14 protein-coding genes and 1 tRNA gene are annotated in these 12733 nt (G+C 70.6%); 8 read left to right on the top strand and 7 right to left on the bottom strand.

The features are described from left to right. Nucleotides 1–9: 9 nt before the first annotated feature. Complete coding sequence (locus NO900_RS11165) at nucleotides 10–939, top strand: NOP5/NOP56 family protein (RefSeq protein ID WP_256409304.1); 930 nt, start codon at nucleotides 10–12, stop codon at nucleotides 937–939. Then, a complete protein-coding gene (locus tag NO900_RS11160; RefSeq protein WP_256409303.1) occupies nucleotides 936–1574 on the top strand; it encodes a fibrillarin-like rRNA/tRNA 2'-O-methyltransferase in 639 nt (212 codons plus the stop codon). Before NO900_RS11165 ends, NO900_RS11160 begins: the two co-directional genes overlap by 4 nt. A gap of 20 nt (nucleotides 1575–1594) precedes the next feature. On the opposite strand, the gene NO900_RS11155 is transcribed toward NO900_RS11160, so the two are convergent. From NO900_RS11155 to NO900_RS11145, 3 genes are all read right to left on the bottom strand, one after another. Then, nucleotides 1595–1789, bottom strand: coding sequence for a helix-turn-helix transcriptional regulator (locus NO900_RS11155; protein WP_256409302.1), 195 nt, complete (start codon nucleotides 1787–1789; stop codon nucleotides 1595–1597). 25 nt (nucleotides 1790–1814) lie between these two features. After that, entirely contained in the window at nucleotides 1815–2231 is a 417-nt protein-coding gene (locus NO900_RS11150) for a DUF2178 domain-containing protein (protein WP_256409301.1), read from the bottom strand. A 141-nt stretch (nucleotides 2232–2372) separates the two neighbouring features. Continuing rightward, the gene (locus NO900_RS11145) at nucleotides 2373–2681 is read right to left on the bottom strand and encodes a transcription initiation factor IIB family protein (RefSeq protein WP_256409300.1); all 309 of its coding nucleotides are present in this window, start codon (nucleotides 2679–2681) and stop codon (nucleotides 2373–2375) included. A 136-nt stretch (nucleotides 2682–2817) separates the two neighbouring features. Between NO900_RS11145 and NO900_RS11140 the strand changes: the two genes are divergently transcribed. From NO900_RS11140 to NO900_RS11120, 5 genes are all read left to right on the top strand, one after another. Next, a complete protein-coding gene (locus tag NO900_RS11140) occupies nucleotides 2818–3519 on the top strand; it encodes an endonuclease III domain-containing protein (protein ID WP_256409299.1) in 702 nt (233 codons plus the stop codon). Nucleotides 3520–3561: 42 nt separating this feature from the next. Then, a complete protein-coding gene (locus tag NO900_RS11135) occupies nucleotides 3562–4134 on the top strand; it encodes a phosphatase PAP2 family protein (RefSeq protein WP_256409298.1) in 573 nt (190 codons plus the stop codon). A gap of 75 nt (nucleotides 4135–4209) precedes the next feature. Then, nucleotides 4210–4294 (top strand) — tRNA-Leu (locus tag NO900_RS11130). A gap of 211 nt (nucleotides 4295–4505) precedes the next feature. Further along, nucleotides 4506–5174: a type 1 glutamine amidotransferase gene (locus tag NO900_RS11125; protein ID WP_256409297.1), complete on the top strand. Its 669-nt coding sequence runs from the start codon at nucleotides 4506–4508 to the stop codon at nucleotides 5172–5174. A gap of 122 nt (nucleotides 5175–5296) precedes the next feature. Further along, nucleotides 5297–6673 carry an aspartate aminotransferase family protein gene (locus tag NO900_RS11120; protein ID WP_256409296.1) on the top strand — a complete coding sequence of 459 codons (1377 nt, stop codon included), beginning with the start codon at nucleotides 5297–5299 and terminating at the stop codon, nucleotides 6671–6673. A gap of 35 nt (nucleotides 6674–6708) precedes the next feature. Here NO900_RS11120 and NO900_RS11115 read toward each other — a convergent pair whose 3' ends face one another. Both NO900_RS11115 and NO900_RS11110 read right to left on the bottom strand, forming a co-directional pair. Continuing rightward, nucleotides 6709–8130, bottom strand: coding sequence for an ATP-binding response regulator (locus tag NO900_RS11115; protein WP_256409295.1), 1422 nt, complete (start codon nucleotides 8128–8130; stop codon nucleotides 6709–6711). Between the two features lie 103 nt (nucleotides 8131–8233). After that, nucleotides 8234–9901, bottom strand: coding sequence for an aldehyde ferredoxin oxidoreductase family protein (locus tag NO900_RS11110; protein ID WP_256409294.1), 1668 nt, complete (start codon nucleotides 9899–9901; stop codon nucleotides 8234–8236). Nucleotides 9902–10122: 221 nt separating this feature from the next. Here NO900_RS11110 and NO900_RS11105 point away from each other — a divergent pair, with 221 nt between their 5' ends. Beyond that, nucleotides 10123–11304 (top strand): M24 family metallopeptidase, encoded by a 1182-nt coding sequence (locus tag NO900_RS11105; protein WP_256409293.1) that lies wholly within the window; start codon nucleotides 10123–10125, stop codon nucleotides 11302–11304. A gap of 84 nt (nucleotides 11305–11388) precedes the next feature. Here the strand turns inward: NO900_RS11105 and NO900_RS11100 are convergent, their stop codons facing one another. Both NO900_RS11100 and NO900_RS11095 read right to left on the bottom strand, forming a co-directional pair. Then, nucleotides 11389–11619, bottom strand: a complete 231-nt coding sequence (locus NO900_RS11100; protein WP_092567054.1) for a DUF433 domain-containing protein — start codon at nucleotides 11617–11619, stop codon at nucleotides 11389–11391. A 113-nt stretch (nucleotides 11620–11732) separates the two neighbouring features. After that, nucleotides 11733–12710 (bottom strand): D-2-hydroxyacid dehydrogenase, encoded by a 978-nt coding sequence (locus tag NO900_RS11095; protein ID WP_256409292.1) that lies wholly within the window; start codon nucleotides 12708–12710, stop codon nucleotides 11733–11735. Nucleotides 12711–12733 lie beyond the last annotated feature (23 nt).

Below are 12733 nucleotides of genomic sequence, written 5' to 3'. Positions count from 1 at the left end.
CGACGAGCGATGACCGACACCGACGCCGACGCGGGCTGGTTCGCGGGTCGCGCCGCGGACGAGGCCGCCGGACGGGACGCGGTCGACGCCGCCCGCGACCGAATCGCGGACGGCGAGGCCGACGAGCCCCGGGACTGGCCGGCGCTCGCCGTCGACGCCGGGTTCGCCGACTCGACCGACGACTACTACGACCGGCTCCGCGAGGCGACCGTGGCGGCGACGCGGGCGACCGTCCGCGAGCGCGAGCGCGCCGACGACCGACAGCTGATCCACGCCGTGCGAGCGATGGACGACTGCGAGCGCACCGCTAACGAGCTGGCCGAGCGCGCCGCCGAGTGGGCGGGGAGCCTGTTCGACGACGCCGAGCCGGGGATCGAGGGCGCCCGCGCGGTCGCGGCCCGCGAGCCCGAGGGCGAACTGGAGCGCCGCGCCGTGTCGCTGGCGGAGCGGGTCGTCGAGCTGGCCGCCGAGCGCGACGCGCTCGCGGAGGCGATCGACCGGGTCGCGCCCGCGGTGGCGCCGAACCTCGCCGAGATGGCCGGCCCGGAGCTCGCGGCGCGGCTGATCGCGCTCGCCGGCGGGCTGGAGCCGCTCGCGAAGAAGCCCTCCGGCACCGTGCAGGTGCTCGGCGCGGAGGACGCGCTGTTCGCGCACCTCTCCGGGCGCGCGCCCTCGCCGAAGCACGGGATCATCTACACCCACGACTACGTCCGAAACACCCGGCCCGAGGACCGGGGGTCGGCCGCGCGGGCGCTCGCCGGGAAGCTGACGCTCGCGGCCCGCGTCGACCACTACTCGGGCGAGCGCCGCGAGACCCTCCACGCGGAGCTCCGCGAGCGGATGGCGACGATCCGGGCGCGAGCCGAGACGGGGAACGGGGAGGACGACGGCGCCGGCGACGCCGACGACGCCCCGGACGCGTCGGAGGGCGACGCGTGAGCGACCCCGACCTGCCCGCGGGCGTCGAGCGCCGCGAGATCGCCGGCGAGACGCGGCTGGCGACGCGCGGCGACCCCGTGTACGGCGAGCCGACCGCCGACGGCTGGCGGGCGTGGGACCCCGAGCGCTCGAAGCTCGGCGGGATGCTCGAACTCGGGTTCGACACCGGCCTGACCGGCGGCGAGACCGTCCTGTACCTCGGCGCCGCGAGCGGGACGACCGTCAGCCACGTCGCCGACTTCGCGGGGCCGACGTACGCGGTCGAGTTCGCCCCGCGGCCCGCCCGCGACCTCCTCGACGCCGCGGAGCCGCGCGATCGGCTGTTCCCCCTGTTAAAGGACGCCCGGAAGCCGGAGACGTACGCGCACGTCGTCGAGGCCGACGTCGACGCGATCGTCCAGGACGTGGCGACGCGGGGACAGGCGACCGTGGCGGCGCGGAACGCGCGGTTCCTCGCGGACGACGGTCGGCTGCTGCTGGCGGTGAAGGCGCGCAGCGAGGACGCCACCGCGGAGCCCGGCGACGTGTTCGAGGCCGCGCTCGACGAGCTCCGCGAGAGCTACGACGTTCTGGAGACGCGGCGGCTCGACCGGTACCACGAGGACCACCTCGGCGTCGTCGCGACGCCGCGGTGAGTCGCCACGGGACCACGATCTCACTCCTCCGGGTCGAACAGGTCCTCGATCCGGCAGCCGAAGTGGTCGGCCAGCGCGAAGGCGAGCTCCAGCGAGGGGTCGTAGCGCTCGCGCTCGATCGCGTTGATCGTCTGGCGGGTGACCCCGACCGCGGCGGCGAGGTCAGCCTGGCTCTCGCCCGTCTCGGCGCGTCGCTCGCGGATGTCGTTTCTCATGGCAGACGGCGGTGGGTCGCCGCGTTCATGTGCGTCGCCTGTGGTAGAGGACGGCGGCCCCGAAGGCGACGTACACCGCGAACAGGGTCCACGTCGCGCCGTAGAACTCGCCGGGGAGGTCGACGTACCCCGTCTCCGCCAACACCAGCCCGCCCGGCGTTCCGAGGACGAAGACGTACGCGAAGAGGTTCAGCGTGGTTTGGCTGGCCCGGCGCTCGATGGCGTCGTCGCGCTCGTCGTACAGCGTCACGGGGCTGAACCGCTGGACGAGCCCCATGCCGATACCGCCGGCCCAGTAGCAGGCGACGCCGAGGACGAACCGGTCGAGGGCGACGGCGACGAACAGCGCCGCGATGCCGGCGCCGAGCAGTCCGTAGGCGATGCGCTTGTACCGTTTCCGCGCGGCCGGCCCCGCCGTCGCGGGAGCGGTGTGTTCGCTCATGGGAGGGCACGAGTGTAAAGCTCGCTTTACAGTAAAGCGTACTTTACATTCATATATAAATATGTCGCCGGTGCGAGCCGATCGACGGAGACGGGTCTCGTCGAGAGGCGACCCGCTTCGGAGAAGCGTCTCCCGGACCCGCTACCACGTCGGCGGCGAGAAGCCGGCGTCTTTCAAAATGGGCTTCCAGCGCTTCTGCACGGAGAGCCGCGAGACGTCCATCGCGTCGGCGACGGCGGACTGCGAGCGCTCCTGGCCGCGGATCAGCGCGGCGGCGTAGAGGCTGGCGGCGGCGGCGACGCGCTTCCCGCGGTCGTCCTCGGGGGCTCGGGACAGGAACAGGTCCGTCGCCGTCGAGAGCGCCTCGTCGTCGAGGTCGAGCGTCGCGCACGCGTCGTCGAGCCGGTCGATCCACGCCGCGTTGTCGACGCGATCGCTCGCTCGGTACATGCCCGTCCGTTGGACGGTGCGATATAAAAAGGCCGCGCGGAGCGGGGGCGCCGCGATGGCGGCCGGGGGCCGATCGAGCGGCGGTCCGGGTCGCCCCGGCCGTCGCGCTAAAGTCGGTGTCGCCCGTACCCCGGATATGTCCACGCAAGCGTGGGACGAGACGCGGGTGCGAGAGCTGCACGACGACCTGGTGTCGCTGTACGAGCCGGTGGACCGGGCCGCCGAGCACGGCGCCGACCCGACCGCCGAGCCCGGGGAAGGCGTGCGCCAGCTGGTGACGACGATCCTCTCGCAGAACGTCGCCGACGAGAACACGAGCCGTGCGTCCGAGTCGCTGTTCGACCGGTACGACGACTTCGCGGCGATCGAGGCGGCCGACCACGACGAGCTCGCCGAGACGATCCGGGTGGCGGGGCTCCCCGACCAGAAGGCCGCCCGCATCCAGCGCGCGCTCGCCGCGATCCGCGAGGAGACGGGCGGCGCCTACTCGCTCGCCTTCCTCGACGCGATGGCGACCGACGACGCGAAGGCGTGGCTCACGGACATCAAGGGCGTCGGCCCGAAGACCGCGAGCGTCGTCCTGAACTTCCACTTCGGCAAGCCGACGATGGCGGTCGACACCCACGTCGAGCGCGTCTCGAAGCGGTTCGGGCCCGTCCCGGAGTCGGCGTCGAACGAGGCGGCGCACGACGCGCTCGACGAACTGGTGCCCGACGAGCTGACCTACCCGCTCCACGTGCTGTTGATCCGGCACGGCCGGACGCACTGCTCGGCGCGTAACGCCGACTGCGACAACCCCGTCTGCGCCGCGTACTGCGACTGCGAGTTCTGCGCCTGAACGGGACCCCTATGGTCGTCCGGCCGATAGGTTCGGCCACGCATGTACGCGCTGATCGGGGAGATTCTGAGTTCCGTCTACTGGGTCGATCGGCTCACCGTCGAGTTCATCGGAGCGATCCGCACGGGGATTCTGACGGTGATGATGACGTCGATGACCGGCCTGGGCTCCGTCACGGCCGGGGCCGTGTTCGTCGGGCTGTTCTACCTCGCCGGCTGGCGCGAGGAGTTCGTCACGAGCGTCGTCGCGCTGTCGCTGCTCGGCGTCGTCGTCTGGGGGCTGATGTCGCTCGTCGAGCGCCCGTTCCCGCCGGACCCGGTCTGTATCACCGAGGGCGACACCGGCGTGACGAGCTCGTTCCCCTCCGGACACGCCGCCGCCGTGACGGCGTACGCGACGATCGCGCGCGACTCAGACGTGCTGCCCTTCGCGGTCACCGCCGGCTTCGCCGGACTGATCTCCTTCTCGCGGATCTACCTCGGTACCCACTACCTCTCCGACACGCTCTTCGGGATCGGGCTCGGGGTCGCCGCGGTGCTGTTCGCGGAGCGGCTCATCGACCGGGTCGGCGAGGAGGCGGTGCTCGACCTGCTGCCGTTCGAGACCGAGCTCTGAGGGACGCGGGGCGAGGCGAGCGCCGCGGGGCGGTAGCGACAACTATTTTTGAGCCACTCGGGTACGGTAGTCCGCGCGCGGGTTGCCGAGCCAGGCCAAAGGCGTAGCGCTTAGGACGCTATCCCGTAGGGGTCCGCCGGTTCGAATCCGGTCCCGCGCATACCGCCTCGAACGAACGTGAGAGGCGTGTCTGCGCGCGGGATTCGAACCCCGGAAGTCGCGCGCAACGAGCGAAGCGAGTGAGCACGTCTTCCTCCGGTTCGAATCCGGTCCCGCGCATCTCGCCGTGACGAACCGACCCGCGTCACAGGACCGACACGACCGATCCGACGAGCCGAAACGATAAGGCCGGCGCCGACGAACGGACGCGTGTGACAACCGCCACCACGGGCCCGTCGGAGCTGTACGTCGTCCGGAACGAGGTCGACGCCGACTGCGAGTACCACTGCGACGCGCTCGCGGCGGCGTTCCCGACCGCCGAGGAGGTCGACTTCGTCGCCGGCGAGCGAGTGCCGGTCGACGAGGCGGACGGCGTCGTCCTGACGGGCAGCACGGCCGCCGTCTACGAGGCCGAGAGCCGTCCGTGGATCGCCGAGCAGGAGGCGCTCGTCCGCGAGCTGGTCGAGCGGGAGGTCCCGACGCTCGGCGTCTGCTTCGGACACCAGGTCGCCAACGCGGCGCTCGGCGGGAGCGTCGAGGCGGTCGGGACGACCGCGGCGCTCGTCGAGGCGACCCTCGACGACGACCCGCTGTTCGAGGGGGTCGACCCGGTCGTCGTCTCGCTACACGGCGACGCCGTGACGGACCCCGGCGAGGGGATGGACGTGATCGCGTCGGCGCCTCACGCCCGCGTGTTCGGCACGCGTCACCGGACGGCGCCCCTGTGGACGGTCCAGTTCCACCCGGAGATCACGGCCGCCCACCGCGACCGGCTCGTCGAGGACTTCGAGTGGGACTCGCGCGGTCACTCGTTCGAGGAGGTCACCGCCGGGCGGGCGTTCGAGAACTTCCGAGCGCTCGTCCGTCGAGCGGAGGCCTGATCCGGCCGCGGCGTCGCGGCGATCCGACGGCGTCGACCGCGATCTGAAAACGAATTCCGTATACACTGTCATTGATTGCTGGTTGCATCAATTCTATGTGGGCGGATCGTATCGGTTGGGGTATGCCAGGACCGCCGATACACGACCTACACTTCGCGGAGGAGCCGAGCGTCGACCGAGTCCCCGGTCCGAACTCGCATCGCCTCCTCGACAGGCAGGGCGAGATCGACAGCAGCGCGGTCGCGTACCCGAACGACATCCCGCTCGCGTTCGAGGAGGGGAAGGGCGCCACGCTGAAGGACGCCGACGGCAACGTGTTCCTCGACTTCTTCGCCGGCATCGGGGTGTACAACGTCGGCCACGCGAACCCGTACGTCAACGAGGGCGTCCACGAGCAGATCGACAAGCTCACCCACACCGTCGACTTCCCGACGGAACCTCGCCTCGACCTCATCGACAAGCTCGACGAGATCGCGCCCGGGGACCTCGCCGGCAACAACCGGTTCGTCTTCGGCGGCCCGACCGGAAGCGACGCCGTCGAGGCGTCGATCAAGCTCGCGAAGTACAACACCGGCGGAAACGGGCTGATCGCCTTCCGGAACTCCTACCACGGGGCGACGGCCGGCGCGATGAGCATCACGGCGAACAAGAAGTTCAAGCAGCCGTACGGCCCGCTGCTCTCCGACGTGGTGCACGCGCCGTTCCCGTACCCGTTCCAGGACGGGCGGAGTCCCGAGGCGTCGGTCGAGCACGCGCTCCACGAGGTCAGAGCCATCGTCGAGGAGCCGTACGGCGGCCTCACGGACCCGGCGGGGATCTTCGTCGAGCCGATCCAGGGCGAGGGCGGGGTCGTCGCCCCGCCGGACGGGTTCCTCTCTGGGCTCCGCGAGATCGCCGACGAGAACGACCTCCCGCTGATGTTCGACGAGATCCAGGTCGGGATGGGCCGCACCGGCGAGTGGTGGGCGTCCGAGCACTACGACGTCACGCCCGACGTGATGACGACCGCGAAGGCGCTCGGCGGCAACGGCCAGCCCCTGTCGGGGACGATGTACCACGAGGACCTCGACACCTGGGGACCGGGCGACCACGCGGGCACCTACCGCGGGCACGTCCCGGCGATGGTCGGCGGCCTGCGCGCCATCGAGTACATTCAGTCGCACGACCTGCTTGACCACGCGACCGAGGTCGGCGCGCGGATCCGCGACCGCCTCAGCGACGCGGGCGACGGCGATCCGGGGGTCGGCCAGGTCCGCGGGAAGGGGCTCTTCGTCGGCGTCGAGTTCGTCGACGCCGACGGCGACCCGGACGACGACCGCGTCGACGCGATCCAGGAGTACTGCTACGAGCACGGCGTCCTCGTCTGGACGGCGGGCCAGTACGGCAACGTCCTGCGGCTGCTCCCGCCGCTCGTCCTGACGCGGCGACAGGCGGAGGTCGGCACCGAGGTCATCGCGGACGCGATCGCGGCGACGGCGGAGCTGGCGGTCGCCGAGTAGTCGCCCGCGGTCGAGGGGCCCGGAGCCCGAGCGCCCTACTCGGACCCGTCGGTGACGCCGGTGATCTCGAACCGCGCGCCGCCGTCGCGGCCGTCCGACGCGGCGACCTCCCAGCCGTGGTCCTCGACCACCTGCTCGACGATGCGCAGCCCGAAGCCGGTCCCCGCTTCGGTCGTCGAGACCCCGGCGTCGAACACGTCCTCTCGGTCGTCTTCGGGGATCCCCGGTCCGTCGTCCTCGACGTAGAAGCCGTCGTCGAGGTCGCCGACGGTCACGGTCACGTCGTCGCCCCCGTGTTCGATCGCGTTCCCGACGAGGTTCTCGAAGACCTGCCTGAGGCGGCTCTCGTCGGCGTCGACCGTTCGGTCCGTGTCGATGACGAGGGTCGCGTCGGCCGTCTCGACGGTGCCCCAGGACTCCTCGGCCACCGCCGCCAGGTCGACCCGGTCGCGGTCGGCGGCGGCCTCGCCGTCCCGCGCCAGCGTCAGCAGGTCCTCGACGAGGGCGTCCATCCGGTCTAGGGCGCGATCGACGTGCGCCAAGTGCTCCGTGTCGCACTCCGCCCTGGCGAGCTCCAGCCGACCGTCGGCCAGCTGAAGCGGGTTCCGGAGGTCGTGGGAGACGACGCTCGCGAACTCGTCGAGCCGCTCGTTCTGCCGCCGCAGCTCCCGCTCGCGTTCCCGGTGCTCGGTGATGTCCCTCGCGACGCCGACGGCGCCTTCGACGCTCCCCTCGACGGTCAGCGGCGTCAGGCGATATTCGAGGACGGCGCGCCCGCGTCCCGGGAACTCGTCCTCGAGTTCGCCGTGGATCTCCGCGCGGTCCCCGTCGAGCAGTTCCTCGTATCGATCGGTCTGTCCCTGCCGTCTGATGTGAGCGATGAGGGCGCTCCGTCGCCCCTCGATCTCCTCCCGAGTGGTCCCGTACCACTCGGCGAGGTACTCGTTGACGGTGTCGAAGCGGCCGTCCGGGTCGTAGATGCAGGCGGCCTCCTGCATCGTGTTGACCATGCGCTCGTACTTGCGCAGTTTGCGGGTGCGCTCGGTGGGGTCCGGTCCCGACCGAGCGGACTCGACGGCGTCCAGGACGCGGTCGCTCAGGACGGTATCGCCGTCGGAGTCGCTCCCCTTCGGGAGGTAGTCGGTCACGCCCGCGGCGATGGCCTCGCTGGCGACCTCCTCGCTTCCGGCTCCGGTGAAGAGGATGAACGGGAGCGTCGGGTGGTCCTCGCGGACGGCTTCGAGGAACTCGATCCCGTCCGTCCGAGGCAGATCGTACTCCGAGATCACGCAGTCGAACTCGCGTTCGGAGAGCAGTTCCAACCCGGCACCGGCGCTCGTCGCCGTCTCAGTGACGAAACGGTCGTCCGCCCGCTGGCGGAACGCGGTGACCGAGTCGGCGGCGTCCGGCTCGTCGTCGACGTGGAGGATCCGGATCGAGTCGATCGCCGGGCACATACGCGTCGTATCGTGACAAGATATATAAAGGTGAACCCGGCGCGGCGGTTCGGTCGTCACCCCGTCCGCGGTCCCCGGGTCGGAAGTCGGCCGCGCGTCCGTCCTACGCCGGCAGCGCCGACTCGGGCACCGTGCCGTCGTCGTTCCACCCGCGGAGCTCGTAGTACGAGTCGATGGCGTCGTCGAGGCCGGGGAGCTCCGCCTCGTACGGGAGCCGGTCGTCATCGCCGTCGAGGCCGCGCCGGTTGTTGAAGTGGCGCTCCAAGGTAACGGTCCGCGCGCCCGCCGCGAGCAGCTCCTCGAAGTCGGCGTCGAACAGGAGCTCGTACCGCTCCGGCGTCATGAAGTCGCGGGAGAACTTGCAGACGACGCCGCTGTCGTTGAGCGCCATCAGGTTCTCGCGCTCGACGAGCCGCTCGGCCTTCCCCTCGAACCCCGCGGGCGCCATCGCCTCCCCCTCCTCGACGAGGGGGTACTCCACCGAGTAGAACGTCGCGTACATGTGGTCGGCGCCGCGGTTCGCGACCGCGTACGAGAGCGCCTGTCCGTGGAGGAGCCGCCCCTCGTGGGCCGCGAAGTCCATGTTCTTCACCGACCAGTTCCCCACGCCGAGGTCGTCGTGGATCCGACCGATCCCCTCGGCGAGCCGGTCCCCCACGCCCTCTCGGCGGGCGGTCTTCTCGACGAGGTCCCAGATGAGCTCGCGGTTACCGAACTCGTCTTCGGCGGCGAGGTAGGCGGCGATCGTGTTCCCCATCGAGATCGCGTCGAGCCCGTACTCGTCGCACAGGCGGTTCGACTCCATCACGTCGACGACGTCGTCGACCCCGGCGTTGGAGCCGAACGCCATCGCCACCTCGAACTCGGGCCCCTCGGTCTCGACGCCGCGCGCCTCGTCGCGGGTCGGGAGCTTGCAGGCGAACGCGCAGGCCGAACAGGTCCCCTTCTTGTACTTCTTCTCCGCGACGGCGGCGCCGTTGATCCCCTCGACGCCCTCGAAGGAGCGCTCGGAGAAGTAGTACGACGGGAGCCCGTCCATCTCGTTCGCGAGGTCCATCACCGCCACCGTCCCCTGCTCTTTCATGATGTGGTCCTCGGTGGCGGCCTCGCGGTGGATATCGGTCGCGGTCGCGTCGATCGAGAGTTCGGGCGCCGAGTCGCCGCCGAACGTGACGGCCTTCACGTTCTTCGCGCCGAGGACCGCCCCCAGCCCGCCGCGGCCGAACGCGCGCTCCTCCGTCGTCATGATCGACGCGAACCGGACCTCGTTCTCGCCCGCGGGGCCGATCACGGCCGTCCGGTCGCTGGAGATGTCGCGCTCGTCCTCCAGGTAGCCGGTCGTCTCCGGGACCGTGGCCCCGGCGAGCCCCGGCACCGCCTCGAACTCGACGCCGTCGTCGCGCACGTGGACGATCACCAGCTCGTCGCTCGCGCCGGTCAGCTCGATCGCCCCGTACCCCGTCGCCGCGAGGTGACGAGAGACGAAGCCGCCGGCGTTCGACGAGAGGAGCCCGTCCGTCAGCGGCGACACCGCGGTGCAGTTCGTCCGCCCCGTGAAGCTCATCTGGGACGCCTGCATCGGCCCGGTGGTGAAGACGGCCCGGTTCTCGGGACCGAGCGGGTCCGCGTCGAACGGGATCCGCTCGTGCGCGAGCCGCGTCGCCACGCCGCGCCCGCCGATGTATCGCTCCTGAACCCCCCCGATGTCCGTCTCCGCCGTCGTCCGCGCGCCGACGTCGATCGACAGCAGCGGCCCGGTGCTGTGTAGCATGATCGATCCTCCGTGGACGAGACACAAAAAACCGAGCAAGCCGGACGAACTGCCGGCGTTACCCCCTCTCGACCGCTCTCCCGGGATCGCTCGGAGGGCGCCTCAGCGACGCTTCGGAGCGAATTCCCGGGGAACGCCGGTGAATACGTACACAGAATTCGTTTGTATAATACACGGTAAATTTATGCCGCTGCTCCCGGATTCCCTTCGTAGAGCCCCGCATGCCACGCGAACACGTCTTCGACGAGGCCGAGTACGAGCGGCGGGTCGCCCGGACGAAAGAGCGGCTGCGCGAGCGCGACCTCGACGCGGTCGTCGTCAGCGACCCGGCGAACATGAACTACCTGACCGGCTACGACGGCTGGTCCTTTTACGTCCACCAGGCGGTCGTGGTCACGCCCGACCGCGACGAGCCGGTCTGGATCGGTCGCGACATGGACGGCGACGGCGCGCGGGCGACGACGCACCTCGCCGAGGAGAGCATCCGCGCGTACAGCGACGACCACGTGCAGTCGCCCCGCGACCTCCACCCGATGGACTACGTCGCGGGCGTCCTCGACGAGCTCGGCGTCGCGGACGGCCGGATCGGGCTGGAGATGGACGCCGCCTACTTCACCGCGAAGTCGTACACGCGGCTGCGGGGGAACCTCCCCGACGCCGACTTCGAGGACGCGACGCTGCTCGTCGGCTGGATCCGGATCAGGAAGTCCGAGCGGGAGCTGGAGTACATGCGGCAGGCCGCCCGCATCTCCGAGAACGCGATGCGGGCCGGCCTCGACGCGGTCGGGGAGGGGGTCCCGGAGTACGAGGTCGCCTCCGCGGTCTACCGGCAGCTCATCGACGGGACCGACGAGTTCGGCGGGGACTACCCGGCGATCGTCCCGCTGATGCCCTCTGGCGATCACACCGGCACGCCGCACCTCACCTGGACGGACCGGCGGTACGAGGACGGCGACCCGGTGATCATCGAGCTCTCCGGCTGTCGGCACCGCTACCACTCGCCGCTGGCCCGGACGACGTTCGTCGGCGATCCCCCGGCCGAGCTCGAAGAGACCGCCGACATCGTCGTCGAGGGGTTGGAGGCGGCGCTGGACGCCGCGGCGCCCGGCGTCAAATGCGAGACCGTCGAGGAGGCGTGGCGGGAGACCATCGAGCGGTACGGGATCGAGAAGGAGGACCGCATCGGCTACTCGATGGGGCTCGGCTACCCGCCGGACTGGGGCGAACACACCGCGAGCATCCGCCCCGGGGACGAGACCGTCCTCGAAGCGGACATGACGTTCCACATGATCCCCGGCATCTGGACCTCCGACGTCGGCATGGAGATCAGCGAGACGTTCCGCGTCACCGCGACCGGCGCGGAGACGCTGGCCGACTTCCCGCGGGAGCTGTTCACGGCCTGAGCGGTGACGAGAGGCGCCTCACAGGAACTGAATCGAGCGATCGCTCTCGGGTCTGTGCTGTAGGTGCGCGGTACAGCGGTCTCATCAGGCCGAGGCCGGTTCGGACGAGGACGACCGGAACTCGTCGATGTGGTCGTAGTAGTACGCGAGCGCCCGATGGACGTCACCGAGACTGAGATCGGGGTACAACTGCGTGATCTCGTCGGGACCGTAGCCGCTGTGTTCGTACGCCGAGGCGACGTCTCTGACACGGATTCCCGTCCCTTCGATCGTCGGCGCACCGTCGCTGTGTTCTGAATCCCGAACGATTCCCATATGTCGAATTGGCCGTACACCGACTTAAACACGGGGTCCGGCGATCGAGCCGTCCCGCTCCGGTCGAGACGCGTACCTCGCGCGGCGATACGCCTCGATCGATCGCGACGAAGTCAGTCGGGCGTGGCGACCGCGTTCTCCAACTCCCCGCCCTCCTCCAGCGCGTCGACGTTGTCCGCAACGATGTCGGCCAGCCGGTCCCAGTGTTTCGGGGTGTGACCGCCGGTGTGCGGGGTGATGAGGCAGTTCTCCAAGTCCCAGAGGACGTGGTCCGACGGGAGCGGCTCGGGGTCGGTCACGTCGAGCGCGGCGCCGCGGATCCCCTCGGTCTGGAGCGCGGACACTAAGGCGTCGGTGTCGACGAGGCCGCCGCGGGCCGCGTTGACGACGACCGCGTTCGGCGGGAGCGTCGCCAGCTCCGCCTCCCCGACCATCCCGCGGGTCAGGTCGTTGAGCGGGCACGCGAGGACGACGTAGTCGGTCCGAGCGAACGCCGCGTGGACATCCTCGTCGTCGAAGCCGAGCACCTCGTCGGTGGGGCCGCCCTTCTCGGGCGTGTAGCGGATCCCGATCGTCTCCACCTCGAAGCCGGCGAGCCGCCGGACGACGGCCTGGCCGATCGAGCCGAGCCCGACGACGGTGACCGTGCTGTCGGTGAACTCGCGCGACTGGAAGTGGCGCCACTCCCCGTTCGCCTTCCGGCGGAATCCCTCGTGGAGGTTCCGCGCGAACACGAGCATGTTGGCGATCGACTGCTCGGCGATGCCCGGGGCGTGGATCCCGCCCGCGTTCGTCACGCGAACGCCGTGCTCGCGGAGCGCGTCGGTCGGGACGTGGTCGGTGCCGGCGAAGGTACACGCGAACAGCTCCAGGCGGTCGGCGCGGTCGAGGAGGTCGGCGTCGAGGGTGATGCCGGTCGCGACGCGGGCCCGCGGCACGAGGTCGCGCTCCTCGGCGGGCGTCCGCGCGAGCGCGACCGTCCGGTCCGGGAGCCGCTCGCGGAGCGCGTCCGCGTACGACGCCATCGACAGGCCTTCCGTCCCCTCGCGCAACACGACGATGTCGGGGTCAGCGGTCTGGTCTGAGCTCATGAGCGGTGGGCGCGTCGGAACGA

The sequence above is a fragment of the Halorubrum rutilum genome, from assembly GCF_024494565.1.
The sequence above is the reverse complement of the archived record's forward strand: the minus strand, read 5'-3'. Positions and strand labels throughout refer to the sequence as shown.